The sequence below is a fragment of the Psychromonas sp. MME2 genome (assembly GCF_040566515.1).
GTDB lineage: Bacteria > Pseudomonadota > Gammaproteobacteria > Enterobacterales > Psychromonadaceae > Psychromonas.
Genome location: NZ_JBEWXI010000002.1, coordinates 439,200 through 459,152 on the forward strand (window position 1 = coordinate 439,200; position 19,953 = coordinate 459,152).

Here is a 19,953-nt window from a genome sequence, read left to right on the forward strand (position 1 = left end):
TAAAAAATGAAAACACGGTAGAAAAGTAATTCTACCGTGTTTTTGTTATGCAACTATCATTTTTTATTTCGCTTTTAGGCGATTTAGAATCGATTGTGCATTCGATTGTTGTGCACCGATACCGGCTTCTTTTAATTTATTTTGTAGTGATGTATCGGTGTTTTCACTAGCAAGTTGCTCTGCCGCTTTTAATTTATCATCATAAAGCGCTTGTTTTTCTTTAATGCGCTCTAAGGAATCCTTTGCACTGAGCAGTTTCGAGTTGCTCGCTGTAAAGTTATCGGTAATGGCTGATGTTGCTTTTTGAACGCTCTCAGTGGTTTTAACCATGCTCAGTTGGCGTTTATAATCCGCTAGTTGGCGCTCACTTTTTCTAATTAACTCTTTTAATCTATCTGCATTTTTAAGATAACTTTCATTGGCCTGATGCTGTTCAGCGACACGATTTTCGAGTTCGGCAATTTTTTCGGCTACTTCAATGGCTAACGCTTCATTGCCTTTATTAAGTGCTTGTACTGCATAGCCTTCATGCTCTTTAACGCTTGCTTCTAACTGAGTTAGTTCACGTGCTGCTTGCATCTGTTTAGCCATTACTTCAGTTAAATCACGTTTAGCAATGGTGATATGTTTTTCAGAATCACGGATCTCTTGTTCAAAAATACGTGTTGAGTTGGCATCAATAATTGCTTCGCCCGCTTCACGTGCTCCACCACGTACGGCGGTGATGATTTTTTTAAATATACTCATAATAAACTCCAATATTAAACTAAGTAATTACCCATTTCGGCAATGACTTCAAGGCTGTTATCACTTAACGTGATTATCTCTAACTCAATATCTTCTATGCTTGAGTTTATTGATAGGGCACCAAATACCACATATTTATCTTCGACCTTGGCAAATGCTGAAAGTGGCATAGGAATGTTCATTTCTAACATCGTTTCCATCATTTCGGCCTTAAGGCCTTGCTTGACCTCTTCTTCGCCCCATAGGTAAGCGATGCAGAGGATCTGGTTATCACTGATGGAGATAAAAATTGGGATCTCTTCACGACCTACGATTTCAACTTGTAGTACATCAATTTCACCATTTATCGGTGTGCAATCAAAACAGAAACCTGTTTCAGTATTACCTTCTAGTTGATTCAAGTAGGTAGCTATTTTGTGAATATTCATAATACTCCTTAATTGCAATAGACATTTAATGTCATCGTCTTAGTTAATTTAGTTGTCTTGTCATTATATGTCAAGGTTTATTGTGTTTATTTTTTATCCATATTTTACTATTCGTAATATTGTAGATAAGGCTCTACTATTCAAGCAATAAATTCCAATTTTAGATGACCATTTTTCGTACAACTGATAAATTATTTCTTTTATCTTAATAATCAATAGGTAACTCTATATGTCTTTGTTAAATGATCATGCTTTACGACAGTTTGAAAACCTCCAACAACAGGTTGATTTATCATTTATCACGGCATCACAAAAGAGTGAATTAATAGCTGTATTGGGTTTAAGTGATTTTATTAGTGATGCTTTATGTAAGCAGCCCTTGCTAATCTCATCGCTATTTTCTAGTGATATATTGCAATCATCTCAGCGTACTCAAATAATCCTTCAGGATCTACAGCAACAGTTATTAAGCGTTACCGATGAAATGGAATTACATCGTGTATTACGTCTATTTCGCCGTAAACATATGCTTATTATTGCTTGGCGAGAGTTGCTTGGTAAAGCGAGTTTAGAGGAAAGTTTTGAGCATCTATCGTTTTTGGCTGATCAATTGATTCTGCAAACGATGCAGTGGTTATACGTAAAGCAGTGTAATGAGTTGGGCACACCGAAGAGTAAAGCGGGTGTTTCTCAACCGTTATATATTTTCGCAATGGGTAAATTAGGCGGCCAGGAGTTAAATTTTTCTTCCGATATAGACCTGATTTTTGCTTATCCTGAGCGTGGTCAAACAGAGGGGGGGCGTCGACATATTGATAACCAAACCTTCTTTATCAAATTATCACAGCGCATTATTGCCGCTTTGCATCAAATTACCGTGGATGGCTTTGTCTATCGCGTTGATATGCGTTTACGTCCGTTTGGTGACTCTGGCCCGATAGTGAGCCACTTTGCTGCACTTGAAGATTATTACCAAAGCCATGGACGTGAATGGGAGCGTTATGCAATGGTTAAAGCTCGTATTTTGGGGGAGTCTGGGCATTATAAAGATGAGTTAGAAGCGATGCTGAAACCTTTTGTTTATCGCCGATATATCGATTTTAGTGCGATTGAATCTCTGCGTAAAATGAAAGCGATGATTAGCGCAGAAGTTCGGCGCAAAGGGTTAAAGGATAATATTAAGTTAGGCATGGGGGGGATCCGAGAGGTAGAGTTTGTTGCACAGGCTTTTCAGCTAATCCGAGGTGGAAGAGTGCTGCAATTACAGTGCAAAGGGTTACAGCAAACGCTAATTACTTTATCTGCAATTGGTGAGCTGCCTAAACAGAGGGCGCAAAATTTATTAGTGTCATACCAATTTTTACGACGTGTGGAAAATATATTACAGCAGATTGCGGATAAGCAGACGCAAACATTGCCCGATAATGCGTTGGATAAATTACGCTTAATGTCGGTGTTAGGCTTTGCTAGTTGGGATGATTTTAAGCTGCATTTGCAACGTATGATGGACAATGTTCACGAGGAGTTCAATTGGATCATTGGTGACAACGAAAAGAAAGAGAGCGATGACCATGGCGCTGCGCTGTGGGATCTTACTTTTAGCTTACAAGATACCCTTAATTTATTACAAGAAAAAGGGTTGCAAGCCCCATTACTTGGTGATTATGCACTGCAATTGATGAGCTTTAAAGAGGAGATACATAAGCGACCAATTGGCACTCGCGGTCAAGAAACCTTAGAGAAACTGCTGCCTAAAATAGTGGACAAAGTGGCCACATTTGCCGACCCCGTTGCGTTAATTGAGCGTCTGCGTGTACTACTTTTGCAAATCATGCGTCGTACAGCCTATTTGGAGCTCTTAAATGAGAATGAAGGGGCGTTGAATCAATTACTTAAATTATGCAGTGCCAGCCCGCTTTTGAGTGAGCAGTTGGCACGTTACCCTATCTTATTAGATGAGTTATTAGATCCTGCTGAGCTTTATAACCCAACACCGCTGACTGATTATAAACGTGATTTACAGCAATTTATGCTACGTATTCCTGAGGAGGATATGGAGCAACAGATGGAGGCGCTGCGTCAGTTTAAACAGATCCAGCTACTGTATATCACCGCTGCTGATATAGTCGGTGCCATTGAATTACCTCAAGTTAGCGACCATCTTACCTATTTAAGCGAGGCCTTGTTAGATCATGTCGTCCGCTTAGCGTGGACGCAGTTGGTGGAAAAATATGGTCTACCAAGTAATGTGCAAGGGTCTCAGAGAAGGGGATTTGCCGTTATCGGCTATGGCAAGATGGGCGGATATGAATTGGGGTATGGCTCTGATTTAGATCTGATTTTTTTACATGAAAATAATATTGCAGGCCACACAATGGGGCCACGTTGTATTGATAACCAACTATTTTATTTACGTTTCGGACAGCGCATTATTCATTTATTCAGCACCCGTACTAACTCGGGTATTTTATATGAAATAGATATGCGCTTACGCCCGTCAGGTGAATCTGGGCCATTAGTGGTCAGCATCGATGCTTACAAAAAATATTTAGAAAATGATGCTTGGACATGGGAGCATCAAGCGTTAGTTCGCTCACGGGCTGTTTTTGGTGATGACGATATTGTGCAAGAGTTTAAGCTGATCCGAGAAGCGATATTAATATTGCCGCGGCAAAGTCAACAGTTGGCAAATGATATCACTGAGATGCGTGATAAAATGCGTAATCACTTACATCGCGCAAAGCAAGGGGAGTTTGATCTTAAACAGTCCCTTGGCGGGATGGTCGATATTGAATTTATTGCCCAATATTTAGTGTTGGTTAATGCCTACGCCCATCCGCAAGCCCTCTGTCAGTGGTCTGATAACTTACGAATTTTCGCTAGCTGTAAAGCGCTTGGGTTATTAAGCGCCGCAGATGAAAAGGCATTGATCACAGCCTACTGTGACATCCGTGATAGTGCTCATCGACTGACACTGAATAAACAAAGTCGTATCGTTAGTGATACGCTGTTTAAAGAGGATAGGCAGGCGGTTCAGCGAATCTGGAATAATTTATTTGATTAATATATCCATGTCACCTCAATATGCTTTGTCAGGCGCTAGCTTGGATACCAGAGCAAGGCGTAACATGAGGTAATTGTTATTCACTTTTTGAGTGTTACAAAGCAGGGCTGGTTTTCGAGCTAGCGCCCCGTAGGGCAAGAAAAATAGCACCTATCTGCTTTGTTATAAAATATCGATGTAGAATCACTATACTTCTATTTTATGCCTCGCATCTCGGTGCTCTTTTTCTTGCTGACTTTGCATCTTGAAGTATCATGGGTATAAAGAGGGTTCACCCTCTGGACGCGTTTTAAAACGGCGATGCATCCACATATATTGTTCATCGGCTTCACCAATCATCATCTCTATTTGTTGATTGGTTGTTTTGGCATCGGCCTGTAAATCTTTGCTTGGAAAGTTTTCAAGTGCAGGATAAAAAACCAACTCATAGCCAGCGACTTTCCGGTAAACGTCTTAAAAAAGCAGGAATAACACAGCTGTTTTTTACCCGAGCAAGGGTGCTTGTTCCGGCAACCGTGTTAGCGTTTTCTACGTTAAAAAAGGGTGCAAAAACACTGCTTTTATGGCGACCATAATCATGGTCTGGGGCATACCAGAGAGATTCACCTTCTTTAAGTATGCGTATCATTCCTTTTAAATCCTTGCGATCTACCATGCCTTTTTGATTGCGCATTCTCCCCCAATGAAAATAGTAATCTAAAACGGGGTTTGAGTGCTTACGATATACGGCAAAGGTAGGATTGGTTAGCCCTAAGCCACGCCCACCCATCTCTAAGGTTAAAAAATGTGCACCTAAAAATATAATGCCTTTGCCATTTTGTTTGGCTTGTTGTAGATGTTCTAGTCCGCGTACTTTGAGGATGCTGCGGATACGCCAGCTTGGCCAAAACCATGCCATTGCCATTTCAAATAGCGCAATGCCTGCATTTTCAAAGTTATGCATCACTTTCTGTTCAACTTCTAAGGTGGAAAAATCAGGAAAGCATAATTCGATGTTGCGATGGGCAATTCGGCGTCGGCTCTTGGCAATATAATAGCCACAACGACCCAGTAGCTTGCCCATCAGTAGTAAGAGAGAAAAAGGCAGTAACGAGCTTAAAAATAGTGCCAAAATACCCATCCAAGTTAACCAGTAACGAGGGTGGCAGTAGCGTATTTTTAGTTTATTTGCATTCATAATCACTTTATCTTTTCTATAAGAGTCAAATATTCTAACTAATTATAACTTAAATGCCTATTTTCTTTACTATGGTTCTTGCGTCGTGATGACCGTTTGCTGTGCAATTTGTTGTAACTGCTGATACGATATTTTCAAACCGCTCTGTTCTGGCATCGGAAAATAATATAGCGGGCGTTTGTAACGGCTTAATTTAGGCGTTAAATAATCGTTTAATTGTTGATGTGACGGAAGCCTTTGTGCAGCGATGAAGGCGACTGGTTGTTGTCCGAAACTGGGATGTTCAAGGCTTACGACATGGGCCTGATTGATAGCGGGATGCTCAATTAACAGACGTTCAATTTCTTCGGGTTGGATATTTTCACCCGCGCAGATAAATTGGCGATCTTTGCGCCCGACTATTTGTAATAAACCATTATCTAATCTCCCTAAGTCTTTTGTTGCAAACCAACTTTCTGCTGCGATCAGAGGGGCATCGACGGCGTTGTTAAAATAGCCCATAAAGCGTGTTTTGCCACGTAGATAAATTTCACCTTCGACAATTTTTATCTGCGCATATTTAAGTATTTGTAACTCACTTGTATTGGTTGATGTTGCCACTTGCGAGCTCATCTCGGTTAAGCCATAGCTTAAGTGGTAGCAAAAACCGCGTTCAGCAGTTTGCTGTAGTAAGGCCTGTGAAAAAGCGCTACCACCGAGTAGCAAATGTTTAATCGCTAACGCTTGGTGTTGAAATTGGTCATGTTGTAATAGCTCATATAACTGTTTCGCGACCAGAGAAAGGTGAGTTATTTGCTTTTCTTTTAATAAATTAACCGATAATTTTTGCGTGTCGATTAAAAGGGTTGCACCCGCCATAATGGTGCGTATAACGGTGGCATACCCACTAATATGAAATAATGGTAAGGAGAGTAAATTGATATCGCCACGATTTAGCGATATCCGCTCCTGTGAGGCGATGGCACTATAAAAGTGATTACTAAAGCAGTGCATGGCCGCTTTAGGTGTTCCGCTACTACCGGAAGTAAAGATAATATTAACAGCTTTGCTGGCATCTAGCAGGTAGGGGAAAGGCCGCTTACTGGTTCGCATCGACGGCTGAAATCTAAAGGCAAACTAGGATAACCAAGTGCAGAGTCGGTTTGTTGATGCCAGATAAATTCGCTAGCTAATAGATTGATGCGCGTCTCTATCTCCTGTCTGCTGAAGTGTGGGTTAATTGGGCTGAAAATAATGGCATGACGCAGGCAAGTGAGTTGTAATAAGAGTAACTGCAGCGAGTTGGTCGCGATACAAATTAAGCGATCTCCCGAGGTTAACCCTAGTTTGAATAACTGTTCTGATAAGTCGCAGATTTGTTGATCAAGTTGTGCGAATGTTAACTGCTGCTTGTCGCTAGTAATCGCTATCGCATCCGGCTGCATTATCGCTTGCATACGCACGGGACAATCGTTCATCGACTGGTCCATAGACACTCCAATGTTTCTATATCTGTCACTATTTGATTGCTCTTGGTTAACTGCTGCGCTTGAAAATATTTTAATGTATCTAGACCAAGGTTGATATCGACTCCCCGATAACGGTCGGCAAGGTGCGTTATTTGGCTCAAACCAAGCACCGACTCAAAGCTTGAGCTGAAGCTTACTTGTAAATGATGTTGTTTGGCAATCGCGATAAAATAGTCAATTCTCTGCCGTGTGCCAATTAACATCGGTTTTAACACGAACGCCTTAATCGCCGGGTGGTGTTGATAGACAAAATCTTTATCTTGTAAACTTTCATCAAGTGCTAAGAAAAACCGATGGCGCTGCGCGAGTCTAATATTATGTAGGTGCGAGGCCGTAGGCTCTTCAATATAATCTAATTGTTCAATCTCTATTTGACTAAAAAAATCATCGGCTTGTTGAAAATCCCATGCCTGATTGGCATCGCAACGTATTTTTAAATGACGATTTAAACGGGCTAATTGATTAAAGAGTTGTACCTCGTCGCTAACCCTGTGGCGAGCGACCTTAAGTTTGATAAGGTTGGGTTTCTGTAATGCTAAATAGTGTTCGATCACTTGATCCGCACTACCCTGTATAAGCGGGATGCTCTCTGTGCAAGAGGCGACCCTTGAAAAAGGGGTGTAATTCAACGCATTTTCTAAGCCGAATTGCACACTGGGGTAACCATTTTGTAATTTATTTAAAGGGTGAGTTGCAGTGCTTAAATGCGCGATTATCTGATCCCTTGCCTCTACTAAGGTTTCCCTGCTAAAGCCTGCTAAAGGGGCTATTTCACCCAATCCGTAGCGCCCTTGTTCATCCTGCAGTTGCAGGATGAGACCACTTCGGTAGGTTAGCAGTTGCCCTTTAAAGTTAAGGGGGACTTTAAAGGGGAGTTGGTAAATAAATAGCTTCGCTTGGGCTATATGGTTCATAGAGATGGTTGGCTACTCTCGGTAATGCAGGGCAACGCGTGAGGTTAATTTAGTGATTAACTCATAGGCAATGGTACCAATATGTTGAGCCACCTCCGTTGCGGGTAAACCCTCTCCCCATAGTGTCACTTGATCGCCGACCTTATCCTTACAGGCTTGGCCTAAATCGACCGTCAGCATATCCATGGAGACGCGTCCGACAATCGGTACAATCCGGCCATTAATCAATACAGGAGTGCCTGCTGGTGCCATGCGTGGATAACCATCCCCATAGCCGATTGCAATAACGGCAATTGTGGTATCTTCTGCTGCCGTCCAATTTGCACCATAACCAACATGATCACCGGCCTTTAATTGTTTGAGCGCAATCACCCGTGATTTTAATGTCATGACGGGTTTTAATTGCTCTGTCTGTGCTGACTCTTCGGCAAAGGGAGAAACGCCATATAAAGCAATGCCGGGGCGAATAACCTCTGCATGGGCTTTTGGCCACGCCAGAATCGCAGCAGAATTTGCTAGTGATCGTAGGCCACCATTGCCTTCGATAAGTGTATTAGTTTGCCTATTAAAAAGGTCAATTTGTAGTTTGGTCATGGCATTATCTAGCTCATCGGAACAGCTAAAATGGGTCATGAGATTAATCGGTTTTTGCACATTGGGGCTGTTTTTTAACTGCTCATAGGCAAGGCTGAAAGCGTCCTTTGTGAAGCCTAATCTGTGCATTCCCGTATCGAGCTTTAACCAAGCGTGTATTGGTTTGTGTAAATTAGCTTTTAAGAGCGCTTGCACCTGTTCTGGCGAGTGGATGACGGTTTCTAAATTATGTTCGACAATCACCTCTAGATCATCATCTTCAAAAAAGCCTTCAAGCAATAAAATGGGTTTATCAATTCCAGCGTTACGCAATCTGATCGCCTCATTAAGGCGTGCAACACCAAAGGCATACACACCCGTTAAGGCTTGCGCTATTTTTACCATTCCATGACCATAGGCATCTGCTTTTATCACCGCCAGTATTTGGCTTTGCGGTGCTTTTTGCTGTAATACCTGTAAATTTGACCGTAAGGCCACAAGGTCAATGACTGCGTAGGTGCTATCCATTAATTTGCTCTATCTAAAAATGCTAATTGGTTATTCGTCATCATGGTAACTGGCTCCAGTATAATCATCAAAGCGCGAATAACGCCCTTGGAAGGTTAAACGCACTTTACCAATCGGTCCATTACGCTGTTTACCGATAATAATTTCAGCAATCCCTTTATCGTTACTGTCCTCGTGATAAACCTCATCGCGGTAGATGAACATAATTAAATCGGCGTCTTGCTCAATCGCCCCTGATTCACGTAAATCAGAGTTGATGGGGCGTTTATCGGCACGTTGTTCTAGACCACGGTTGAGCTGTGAAAGGGCGATAACGGGGCAGCGTAGCTCTTTTGCCAAGGCCTTTAGTGAGCGAGAAATTTCGGATATTTCTAATGTTCGGTTTTCACTTAATGAAGGAACGCGCATTAATTGTAGGTAATCGACCATGATCATACTGATGCCACCGTTATCCCGTGCAACGCGTCGCGCACGTGAACGTAATTCAGTTGGCGTTAGACCAGAACTATCATCGATAAACATTTTACCTTGGTTGAGCAGTATCGACATGGTCGATGAAAGCGATGCCCAATCATTTTCATCAAGTTGACCAGTACGAATTTTACCTTGGTCAATTCGACCTAAGGATGCCAACATACGATTCATGATTTGATCGGCGGGCATCTCTAAGGAAAAGATAAGTGTCGCTTTATCGGCATTGAGTGCAGAGTGCTCAGCTAAATTCATAGCAAAGGTTGTTTTACCCATAGATGGACGCGCCGCGACAATGATCAGATCGCCCGGTTGGAAACCTGTGGTCATTTTATCAAGGTCACTATAACCCGATGATAAACCAGTAATACCATCGCGAGGGTTTTTGCAGAGATCATCAATTTTAGCGACCGTTGCCTTTAAAATATCTTTTATGGCTTGCGGGCCTTCGCTTTTATCACTGCGCGCTTCGGCGATTTGAAAAATTTTTGTTTCCGCAAAGTCGAGTAGTTCGGAGCTATCTCGCCCCTCTGTTTCATAACCCGCTTCGGCAATCTCATTAGCGACACCAATTAACTCTCGAACGACGGCTCTTTCTCGGACAATGTCAGAGTAGTTATTGATATTGGCCGCACTGGGCGTGTTTTGTAATAGCTCGGCAAGATAGGCGATACCACCAACACCCTCTAACTCCTGTTTATTGTCAAGGTGCTCGGAAAGGGTTACTAAATCAACGGGAATATCTTCACTACTGAGTTTTTCAATAGTGGCAAAGATTTGGCGGTGAGCTCGATGATAAAAATCGCGCTCAACGACACGCTCTGCGACATCATTCCATGCTTCATTGTTAAGCAATAATCCACCGATAATTGCCTGCTCTGCTTCAAAGGAGTGCGGAACGCTTTTTATGGAGGAGGTGGTTTTATTTTTATTAGCGAAATCGCGTGGTTTATCTGCCATGGTTAGATCCTAGGTTTTTCAACAATATCTATAAAAAGAGGATTTCAATCCAAATGTAGGCACATAAAAAAAGTGCAATAAAGACCGTCGCGGAGGCCATATCTTTGGCTCGCCCAGACAGTTCATGGTGGTCAGTGCCAATTCGGTCAACGACAGCTTCTATGGCTGAATTGAAAATTTCAAAAATGACAATGATAACCACACTGGTGATCATCAACAGGCGTTCCATCTGTGTTACGTCCAAATAACAGGCAAGGGGAATTAAAATAGCGGCTAATAGTAACTCTTGGCGAAATGCAGCCTCATGTTTAAAGGCACTTTTTAACCCTTTTATTGAGTAGCCACTCGCTAGAATAATGCGTTTTAGCCCAGTATTTTTATGTTTCAAAATGGTAACCTGTTGATCATGTTATAAGGGCTGTTACTTTAGCAAAAGGTAGCACTAAGGTCACTTGTTGATTTACTCATGATGAAAGCAAATATTGTTGTGCTATCGGTTGGTTTCGCTTCTACTGATTAACGCATCTCAAACAACTCTTCATGAAAATGGTGAAGATCATAATTTAAGGTTTTTAGATCACATTTGAGTGCGTGGGAGAATTTAGTGGGCCCACAAAACCAAATTTTGTATTGAGTAATATTGCCCAACTCTTTATTTAATTGGGTAACAGTTAAAAATGGATCAAGTCTATTATTAATAACCTTTAGTGTGACGTTGGCTTGTGTCGCCTGTGCTTGCAGTGTGTGTAAAAAGTCGTTATCAGGTGTTTCAGTACAATAATAGAGTACCACTTTTTGATAGCTACTAATCTTTCCTCTCTCTTGTAAAATAGCCTTGAAAGCGGCGATACCAATGCCGCCTGCTATCCATAATTGCGGGCCAGCTTCTGCAAAATTAAAACAGCCGTAGGGGCCTTCGACCTTAACTTGTTGACCAACACTGACATGCTCTTTAAGTTTACTGGTGAAATCTCCCAATTCTTTAATTAAAAAAGAAAGTTTTCCCTGTTGATGGTCTGCCGATGCAATCGTAAAAGGGTGCGCCTCCTCACCGGGGAATTGAATAAATGCAAATTGTCCGCTTTTATGGCCATGCCAGTTGGGCGTCTGTAGTGTTAAATCCAGCACTTTATTGATGGCGTTATAAGTAGCGCTAACAATGGTGGCTGAATGTTGCTTACTTTTGCCTATTTGACCGAATAAACTCCAGAGAGCGGCGCATGACCCTAGAGTGATAAATGTCAATGCAATATAGGTGATAGGATAGGGCCAATAGGCATGTTTTATGAGGATCGCTGAATGAAAGGCAATCGCGAGAAAACAGATCGATATCAGACGGTGAGTTATTTTAAAGTTTTTGTATTTGATGGCGCTGAGTAGCGAGATTGCCACTAATATAACAAAGCCGTAGAAGCTATATTCACCGATTGATTCTGCAATCCCCCTAAGTGGTTTGATCAGGGAATATAAAGATTGCTCATTAAAAGGCCCATTGCCTTTTTCTGGCCGCGCTAATAGTTGCCATTGTACTAAATATTTGGGAATAATAGCTAATAACCAGTGCACGATGGCCATAGTGACTGAGGCTATACCAAGGTGTTTATGTAAGCGAAAAGATTTATCTAAACCATGGGTTTGACGTTCAATAAATCTTAAACGCATTGCTAGTAGCATAGCGATGCTCATTAAGGTGACAGAAATGAGCCCTGTGATTTGTATTAGTGCGCTGCGCAGTTGAAAGAAATTGTGATAGGGCAAGAAATCTGTTTCAGCTTGTAGCCAGAAACAAGTTAGAAAAATTAATAACAATACAAGAAAATAATAAAGCTTACGCATGTTCAATGTCCATTGTGGGTTTATATTAATTATAGCGCTGCAAACCACGCGTAGTGTCAAGCTATGTAAATATTGAGTAAAGATGCGTATCGGTTTGAGGTGGTCAACTATTCGCACATTGACTACATTATTGACCACTTTAATTACAACACCTTGTTACGCGGCTATGCTAAAGTGATGACAAATAATCGTTTTCTTAATTGTTAAGGTTAGGTTGTGTTTGCCAAAGGTTCATTTATTTCTCGTTTCATCAATAAATATTGGGTAACTAATCAGTATGTGCCGCTGCGGGTGGTCGATGAGTTGAAGTTGGATCTCAAGCGCCCCATTATTTATGTGCTCGCGCAGAATTGTGCCAATGATCTCTTGCGGCTACAGGCGAGTTGTTTACAAGCCGGGTTAGCAGACCCTTATCAATCTATTGATGTTAATGGGGAACGTATCAGTGCAATTGTCTTTATCGATGATTGGTATCTCTTTTCATCGCGCGCTGGACAGGCTAAAAATAGTGCGCAAGATGCTCCCTATTTAAGACAATATGAACAGCTATTAAGGCTTCATCAACAGGATCCTGACTTAGATATTCAATTAGTGCCAATCACGCTCTATTGGGGGCGGCATCCCGGTAAGCAGAACAAAAAATCTTGGCTAAATTCAGTCGATAAAGCGCACCTTGGTGCGTTGCATAAATCGCTAATTGTTTTAAAAAATGGCAAAGATCATTTCATACGTTTTAATCCGCCCATCTCAATGGCGGCACTTTGTCAGCGAGAAAAGTCTGCGCCACATTTTGCTGATAAATTAGCTAGAGTGGCAATGCGTTATTTTGCTCAGCAAAAACGCACCAGTGTCGGGCCGCGGTTAGCAAATCGGGATGCCATGATAAACGCTATTTTAGAGAATAAAAATATGCGCCGCGTGATCCAGCAAACCGCTCTGCTTGAGCAATGCAGTGAAGCGAAAGTGGCAGCGCAATGTCGACTCTATTTAAAGGAGATAAGTGCGCATTTTTCCTATACTTGGTTGCGCCTATTTAGAGGAATATTGAGTACATTCTGGAACCATATTTACCATGGTATTGAGGTGCATCATGCGCAAAATGTGCGCGATGCTTGCCAAAGTGGTGCTGAGATAATCTATATGCCATGCCATCGTAGCCATATGGATTATCTCCTGCTTTCATATATTTTATTCGAGCAGGGGCTAGTACCTCCCCATGTAGCGGCAGGAGTGAATCTTAACTTTTTTCCTGCGGGGGCTATTTTTAGGCGTTCTGGTGCCTTTTTTATACGTCGCTCCTTTAAAGGTCAGCCTCTTTATGGAGAGGTCTTTAAATCCTATTTTGCGATGTTATTTAAACAGGGCTATCCCATCGAGTTTTTTACCGAGGGGGGACGTAGCCGTACTGGGCGTTTATTGCCTGCAAAAAAGGGACTGTTAGCGATTGCTTTGCAAACCTATGTTAATCAACCAAAACGCAATGTCTGTATCGTTCCTGTGTATATCGGATATGATCATATCATGGAAGTGAATACTTACAATAAAGAGCTTTTAGGGGCGCGAAAACGGACAGAGAGTCTATTGCAAATAATAAAAAGCATCAAAAATCTAAGCAACTTTGGGCGCGTTTTTGTTAATTTCGGAGAACCAATAAACCTTAAACAATGTTTAGATGAAAGCGTCCCAAATTGGCAACGTTCAGGCTTAACGACAGCGCAATTGACGGGACAAGTTGCTCATGTTGCGGATCGGGTGATGGTTGCGATCAATGCTGCGGCAGCGGTTAATGGTCTGCCATTATGTGCACTACTTTTGCTTGCCAATAAAACGTTATCAGTGCCCAAGGCGGTATTTCTTCACTATATTAGTGTGCATCAGCATTTGTTAATGCTGTTTAAAAAAGAGAACAAGCAAATCACCCATGTAATGGGAAGTGCCAACCATATCTATCAACAAGCGTTAGCCCTAGGTAAATTTAGCGAACAGGGGGGCTGGTTACTTGTTCACGCTCAGAAGCGGCAATGTTGAGTTATTATCGTAATAATATAGTGCACCTCTTTGCGCTCTCTAGTTTGTTGTGCCACTGTATTATTTTTTTGCAAAAACAGGGAAAGTGGATCAACGCGATGACGATAGCTGATGCGGGTAAAAACGTGATTCATCTTTTGCAGAATGAGTATTTTTTAGATAAGCGGCAACCTTGGAGTGAAATAGTAGAGAAGGGGCTAATTCAACTGCAAGGCATTGGCGTTGTCGCCTTAAAGGGAGATGATTATCAAATTGAAGATGATAAATTGCTGCGCTTACTAGCCAATCACTTGCAAGAGACCTTTTTACGTTATCAACAATGTTTACGGCAGCTGTTATCCTTATCGTCAAACTGGCAGAAGGTTGATGCTGATGATGTCGCTTTATCTTGCCAAGAAAGGTTACAGGGCATCAGTTTTGAGCCCTTTGATAAAAAATCGGTCGCACCATTTTTACAGACCTTACAAAAATGTTACCCTAAATTTATTAATCAACAGCAAGCGCAGGCGTTAATGGATTTTTTTAGCGCGAATGCAGGTGATGGGCAGTCTACTAATTGGCATCATTATGGTCTAGTAAAATGATGCAACGCTGTTATCTATTATTTTAACCAACAAGATAGTTATGCGGATTAGTATCTATTTACTGTGATAAAATAACGCGATTCATGAATAACAGGGAGTAATAACTATGTTGATGACGGGGCAAGAATTAGTCGCATCTTTACAAGGAAAAGTGCACGAAATTTCCGTAGATAAGCTGAACATCATTATCCAAGATGATCCGCAAACATTATTGATAGATATACGTGAAAAGCATGAAACGGATGTAGGTTATGCCCGTGATGCTATCTTAATACCCCGTGGCGTGTTAGAGATGCAACTTAATAACAACGCGATTATCAACGAACGAATCGCCTCGCTTACATTAACTGCTCTGCAGCCTATTTATTTAATTTGTCGCTCTGGCGCACGCTCAGTATTGGCCGCTCATTCACTACAGCAGATGGGGTTTAGCGATGTTTATTCGGTTGCTGGTGGTTTTTTGGCGTGGCAAGCGGCTAAGTACCCATGTGCAGTAGACAGCCAATAAATTGAGATGATGACCCCCTATAATATTTTAAAATGTGATTTGTCTTTTCAAGAGGAGATCAAGAAAAGCCGTTTTATTACCTATTTAGCTGCTGCTCAAGGGAAACAACAGGCGCTTGAATATCTGCAATCGATAAAAGAGCAACATAGAGAGGCGCGTCATCACTGTTGGGCTTATATTGGCGCGTCTCCTCAAAATAGCACGATCATGGGCTGTAGTGATGATGGTGAGCCCAAGGGCACAGCCGGTAAACCGATGTTGGCGGTTTTGCAGGGGTATAATGTCGGCGAAATCGTTGCAGTGGTGGTCCGTTATTCTGGGGGCATAAAGCTAGGGACGGGCGGTTTAGTGCGAGCCTACTCTAATGGCTTGCAACAATTAGGGATGCAGCTAGAGACAATTGAAAAGCGTTTTTATCAGCAATATCAAGTAGAGTGTGATTATGCTCAAATGGCAACTATTGAGAGTTTGCTAACCGCGGGTAGCGCTCGCATTGTTGAGATTAACTATTTACAATCGGTAAAGGCGATTATTGAAATTGATATACAATATGAGCAACAATTCATAGAGCAGTTGATTGCATTAACACAAGGAAAAGTTATGCCAGTAAAAATTATATCACCGCCAAATGCTATGAGAGAGTAGAGTGGCTTTTCGTTCTATTATTCGTATTGTCGGCATGTTGATTGCCCTGTTTAGTTTAACGATGTTACCACCTGTATTTGTCGCTTCATTATATGATGGCAAGGGTGGCGGTGATTTTCTTGCTGCATTTATTGTTACGCTATTGATTGGTCTTTTGTTATGGGCTCCCAATAGAGGTTGGAAAAAAGAGCTAAAAGTACGAGAAGGCTTTGTTATTGTTGTGCTTTTTTGGGCTACGCTAGGCAGTGTTGGGGCGATTCCATTTTTAATGAGTTCGAGCATTGATATGAACATGGCCGCCGCCTTTTTTGAGTCCTTTTCAGGCTTAACAACGACCGGGGCGACGGTTATTGAAAATCTTGATGGGTTGCCTAAATCGATTATTTTTTATCGACAAATGCTGCAATGGTTTGGAGGCATGGGGATCATTGTCTTGGCTGTTGCCGTGTTACCGATGCTTGGCATTGGTGGTATGCAGCTATATCGTGCAGAAACACCGGGACCTGTTAAAGACTCAAAGATGACCCCGCGCATTGCTGAAACGGCGAAAGCGCTTTGGTATGTTTACCTCTGCTTAACGGTTGCTTGTATGTTGGCATTCTGGTTAGCGGGGATGAGTTTGTTTGATGCGTTGGGGCATAGTTTTTCAACGGTTTCTATTGGCGGTTTTTCTACCCATGATGCTAGCATTGGCTACTTCGATAGCCATTTAATTAATTTTATTACGGTGATCTTTTTACTTATTTCAGGCATTAACTACGCGTTACATTTTACCGCTTTCTCTGCTAAAAAATTCTCGCTCGATATCTACAGAGAGGATCCTGAAGTCCGCGCCTTTATCTTTATTCAAGTGCTCTTAACCACCATCTGTTTTACGATGTTAATGAATCATCATGTCTATGATTCCATTGAAACTGCCTTTTCACAGGCGCTATTTCAGGCCGTTTCTATCTCGACAACGGCGGGATTTACGACGACCTCTTTTGCTGATTGGCCTCTGTTTTTACCGGTGTTACTGGTTATTTCTAGCTTTATTGGTGGTTGTGCGGGGTCAACGGGCGGGGGGTTGAAAGTTATACGCGTATTATTACTTAATTTGCAGGGACTGCGTGAATTAAAACGATTAGTACACCCCAAAGCGGTCTACAAAATAAAAATTGGTGATAAGGCGTTGCCAGATCGCGTCGTGGAAGCTGTCTGGGGGTTCTTCTCAACCTATGCATTGGTTTTTATTGTGTGTATGCTAGCCCTGCTCATGACTGGAATGGATGAACTAAGTTCTTTTTCTGCAACGGCTGCGATGCTGAATAATTTAGGGCCGGGGCTGGGGGTAGTCGCTCTTCATTTTAATGAAGTAGCTGACTCTTCTAAATGGATCATGATTTTAGCAATGCTCTTTGGGCGTTTAGAGATATTCACTTTGCTAGTCTTATTTACGCCCGTTTTTTGGAAAAATTAACAATGACGATGAAAACCCTTGTTTTATACTCATCGGTGGATGGGCAAACATTAAAAATAGTAAATCATATCAATACCTTGGTTGATGATGAATTTGTAATCATCAATATCGATAATAACCCCGAAATTGATTTTAGTCAGTATCATAAAGTGCTCATTGGTGCATCTATTCGTTATGGTAATTTGCGTAAAAATATAATCGATTTTGTTAACCAACATAAAGCACAATTAGATTTATTACCCAATGCCTTTTTTTTAGTCTGTTTAACGGCGCGTAAGCCTGAAAAAGCGACGCCTGCTAATAATACCTATATGATTAAATTCACCCAGCAGTCCCATTGGCAACCGCGTTTGAAGGGCGTTTTTGCAGGGGCGTTGCTCTATTCCCGTTATAATTGGTGGCAAACCCTGCTGATTCAATTGATTATGAAAATGACAGGTGGCAGCACCGATAAGCGCCAAGATATCGAATTAACTGACTGGGCAAAAGTAAAGGCGTTTAGTAAAGACTTTTCTGCTTTATAATCTGTTTTATACGCTATTTAATATGCACCTTACAAGCTTCATCGGCTCACTGTTTAGCATGTAGGTTTTTGCATTTTGTTGGCTAACGGGTATACAATACGCGCCCTTTAATGCTTCTTAACTAGGCTGAGTGATAGTGCAAATGCAAGCAGAGCCCACCATCTCGCAAATTTTATTTGATGTTTTTGGTTACAGTCAGTTTCGTGAAGGGCAGCAGGCGGTTATTGAACATCTCTGCAATGGTCAGGACGCCTTGGTGGTGATGCCTACGGGGGGGGTAAAAGTCTCTGTTTTCAAATACCCGCATTGGCACGAGAGGGTATCTGTTTTGTTATCTCGCCACTTATTTCATTAATGAAAGATCAAGTTGACACGCTGCGCGCCTGTGGGGTTACTGCTGCTTACCTAAACTCTAGCCTATCCTATAGCGAGCAAAATCAAATCATTAATGATATGCATCGTGGTCTGTTAAAGCTTGTTTATATCGCCCCTGAGCGCTTACTCCGTGCCGATTTTATGCAACGATTAGAGAACTTGCCGATTAATCTTTTTGCCATTGATGAGGCGCATTGTATCTCGCAATGGGGGCATGATTTTCGTCCTGAGTACGCTTTACTTGGTGAACTCAAGCAACGCTTTCCAACCATCCCTTTAGTCGCCTTAACGGCAACCGCAGACCATGCCACACAACGAGATATTTTGGCGCGCTTGCAATTGCATGATCCACTTGTCGCCATTCATAGCTTTGACCGTCCGAATATTGAGTACCTGTTAATTGAAAAGTATCGCCCCTTGGTACAGCTGTTTAACTACCTTGCAGAGCATAAAGATGAAAGCGGTATTATTTATTGTACCAGTCGCCGTAGAACCGAGGAGTTGACGCAAAAACTGCGTGAAAAAGGGTTTGTTGCTCGCTGTTATCATGCCGGGTTGGCGCTCGAGGAGCGGCAAAGTGTGCAGGAACAATTTATTAAAGATGGGGTGGATATTGTTGTTGCTACAGTCGCATTTGGGATGGGGATAGATAAACCCGATGTACGTTTTGTGGTGCACTATGAAATCCCCAAGAATATCGAATCCTATTATCAAGAGACTGGGCGAGCAGGAAGAGATGGTTTACCTGCGCAAGCGATGTTGTTCTACGATCCCGCCGATCCAGCACGGATCCGCAGTATGTTGGAAAAAAATGATAATGAGACGCAACTACGTGTTGAATTGCATAAACTCAACACCATGGTTGCCTTCGCAGAAGCGCAAACCTGCCGTCGTCAGGTGTTGCTTAATTATTTTGGTGAATATAGCCATAAGGCCTGTGGCAACTGTGATATCTGTTTAGATCCTCCAAAGAGTTATGATGCCACCGAAGATGCCCAAAAGGTGCTTTCCTGCGTCTACCGTACAGGGCAGCAGTTTGGTATGGGCTATATCGTCGAAGTCTTAAAGGGGGCGCAAACGGCGCGCGTGAAAAGTTTAGGTCATGATAAGTTATCCACCTTTGCCATCGGCAAAGAGCAGTCCGCCGAATATTGGTTAAGTGTGTTACGTCAACTTATCCATTGCGGTTTATTAATGCAAAATTTAACGCGTGGTTCCGCATTGCAATTGACCGCCGCTGCTCGACCTGTTTTAAGGTCAGAAGAAGCGCTATTTTTAGCGGTGCCGCGTTTGCAAATGGTTAAAGCTAAAAAGCGACGCAGTGCAATGTCAAATGTTGCAGACAACCGACTCTTTGCTCGTTTGCGGCAGTTGCGTAAACAGATAGCGGATCGCGAAGACCTGCCTCCCTATATTATTTTTAGTGACGTCTCATTGGCTGAGATGAGTGAAAACTTGCCAGTTAACGACCGAGAGTTTTTAAATATTAGTGGCGTTGGGCATATCAAATTAAAAAAATATGGTCGTGAATTTATGCAATTAATTAAAGAGTATTGTAGCGACTTATAATTTATAACTTATACTTGTTATTGATTAACAGGACTATTTCGAACAATAACGGCTA

At 41.9% G+C, this 19,953-nt stretch carries 18 protein-coding genes and 1 pseudogene; 8 read left to right on the plus strand and 11 right to left on the minus strand.

The window, feature by feature from the left end:
* Window positions 1-63: 63 nt before the first annotated feature.
* On the minus strand, window positions 64-747 hold the full coding sequence (locus AB1A03_RS02420) for a PspA/IM30 family protein (RefSeq protein WP_354622982.1): 684 nt from the start codon (window positions 745-747) through the stop codon (window positions 64-66).
* A 14-nt stretch (window positions 748-761) separates the two neighbouring features.
* Window positions 762-1,175: a YjfI family protein gene (locus AB1A03_RS02425; protein WP_354622983.1), complete on the minus strand. Its 414-nt coding sequence runs from the start codon at window positions 1,173-1,175 to the stop codon at window positions 762-764.
* A gap of 229 nt (window positions 1,176-1,404) precedes the next feature.
* On the opposite strand from AB1A03_RS02425, the gene glnE reads away from it, so the two are divergent.
* Window positions 1,405-4,239 (plus strand): bifunctional [glutamate--ammonia ligase]-adenylyl-L-tyrosine phosphorylase/[glutamate--ammonia-ligase] adenylyltransferase, encoded by a 2,835-nt coding sequence (gene glnE, locus AB1A03_RS02430; RefSeq protein WP_354622984.1) that lies wholly within the window; start codon window positions 1,405-1,407, stop codon window positions 4,237-4,239.
* A gap of 252 nt (window positions 4,240-4,491) precedes the next feature.
* Here glnE and AB1A03_RS02435 read toward each other — a convergent pair whose 3' ends face one another.
* The 9 genes from AB1A03_RS02435 to AB1A03_RS02475 form a co-directional block, all read right to left on the minus strand.
* A complete protein-coding gene (locus AB1A03_RS02435) occupies window positions 4,492-4,662 on the minus strand; it encodes an LpxL/LpxP family acyltransferase (protein ID WP_354622985.1) in 171 nt (56 codons plus the stop codon).
* A gap of 1 nt (window position 4,663) precedes the next feature.
* The gene (lpxL, locus tag AB1A03_RS02440) at window positions 4,664-5,416 is read right to left on the minus strand and encodes an LpxL/LpxP family Kdo(2)-lipid IV(A) lauroyl/palmitoleoyl acyltransferase (protein WP_354622986.1); all 753 of its coding nucleotides are present in this window, start codon (window positions 5,414-5,416) and stop codon (window positions 4,664-4,666) included.
* A 69-nt stretch (window positions 5,417-5,485) separates the two neighbouring features.
* Window positions 5,486-6,508: an AMP-binding protein gene (locus tag AB1A03_RS02445; RefSeq protein ID WP_354622987.1), complete on the minus strand. Its 1,023-nt coding sequence runs from the start codon at window positions 6,506-6,508 to the stop codon at window positions 5,486-5,488.
* Window positions 6,472-6,885 carry an AMP-binding protein gene (locus tag AB1A03_RS02450; RefSeq protein ID WP_354622989.1) on the minus strand — a complete coding sequence of 138 codons (414 nt, stop codon included), beginning with the start codon at window positions 6,883-6,885 and terminating at the stop codon, window positions 6,472-6,474. Before AB1A03_RS02450 ends, AB1A03_RS02445 begins: the two co-directional genes overlap by 37 nt.
* Window positions 6,870-7,838, minus strand: a complete 969-nt coding sequence (gene menC / locus AB1A03_RS02455) for an o-succinylbenzoate synthase (protein WP_354622990.1) — start codon at window positions 7,836-7,838, stop codon at window positions 6,870-6,872. The genes AB1A03_RS02450 and menC overlap by 16 nt, the downstream gene beginning before the upstream one ends.
* 12 nt (window positions 7,839-7,850) lie before the next feature.
* Window positions 7,851-8,939, minus strand: a complete 1,089-nt coding sequence (gene alr, locus AB1A03_RS02460) for an alanine racemase (protein WP_354622991.1) — start codon at window positions 8,937-8,939, stop codon at window positions 7,851-7,853.
* Window positions 8,940-8,969: 30 nt separating this feature from the next.
* Window positions 8,970-10,370, minus strand: a complete 1,401-nt coding sequence (gene dnaB, locus AB1A03_RS02465; RefSeq protein ID WP_354622993.1) for a replicative DNA helicase — start codon at window positions 10,368-10,370, stop codon at window positions 8,970-8,972.
* Window positions 10,371-10,398: 28 nt separating this feature from the next.
* On the minus strand, window positions 10,399-10,761 hold the full coding sequence (locus AB1A03_RS02470; protein WP_502945919.1) for a diacylglycerol kinase: 363 nt from the start codon (window positions 10,759-10,761) through the stop codon (window positions 10,399-10,401).
* 125 nt (window positions 10,762-10,886) lie between these two features.
* A complete protein-coding gene (locus AB1A03_RS02475) occupies window positions 10,887-12,206 on the minus strand; it encodes a ferredoxin reductase family protein (RefSeq protein WP_354622995.1) in 1,320 nt (439 codons plus the stop codon).
* 216 nt (window positions 12,207-12,422) lie between these two features.
* Between AB1A03_RS02475 and plsB the strand changes: the two genes are divergently transcribed.
* From plsB to recQ, 7 genes and pseudogenes are all read left to right on the plus strand, one after another.
* Entirely contained in the window at window positions 12,423-14,234 is a 1,812-nt protein-coding gene (plsB, locus tag AB1A03_RS02480; protein WP_354622996.1) for a glycerol-3-phosphate 1-O-acyltransferase PlsB, read from the plus strand.
* Complete coding sequence (locus AB1A03_RS02485) at window positions 14,228-14,818, plus strand: hypothetical protein (protein ID WP_354622997.1); 591 nt, start codon at window positions 14,228-14,230, stop codon at window positions 14,816-14,818. The genes plsB and AB1A03_RS02485 overlap by 7 nt, the downstream gene beginning before the upstream one ends.
* 106 nt (window positions 14,819-14,924) lie before the next feature.
* A complete protein-coding gene (locus AB1A03_RS02490; protein WP_354622998.1) occupies window positions 14,925-15,326 on the plus strand; it encodes a rhodanese-like domain-containing protein in 402 nt (133 codons plus the stop codon).
* 6 nt (window positions 15,327-15,332) lie between these two features.
* The gene (locus tag AB1A03_RS02495) at window positions 15,333-15,971 is read left to right on the plus strand and encodes a YigZ family protein (protein WP_354622999.1); all 639 of its coding nucleotides are present in this window, start codon (window positions 15,333-15,335) and stop codon (window positions 15,969-15,971) included.
* 1 nt (window position 15,972) lies between these two features.
* Complete coding sequence (locus AB1A03_RS02500) at window positions 15,973-17,430, plus strand: TrkH family potassium uptake protein (RefSeq protein ID WP_354623001.1); 1,458 nt, start codon at window positions 15,973-15,975, stop codon at window positions 17,428-17,430.
* Between the two features lie 2 nt (window positions 17,431-17,432).
* Window positions 17,433-17,954 (plus strand): menaquinone-dependent protoporphyrinogen IX dehydrogenase, encoded by a 522-nt coding sequence (gene hemG, locus AB1A03_RS02505; protein ID WP_354623002.1) that lies wholly within the window; start codon window positions 17,433-17,435, stop codon window positions 17,952-17,954.
* 142 nt (window positions 17,955-18,096) lie between these two features.
* Window positions 18,097-19,898: pseudogene (recQ, locus tag AB1A03_RS02510) on the plus strand (DNA helicase RecQ).
* Window positions 19,899-19,953 lie beyond the last annotated feature (55 nt).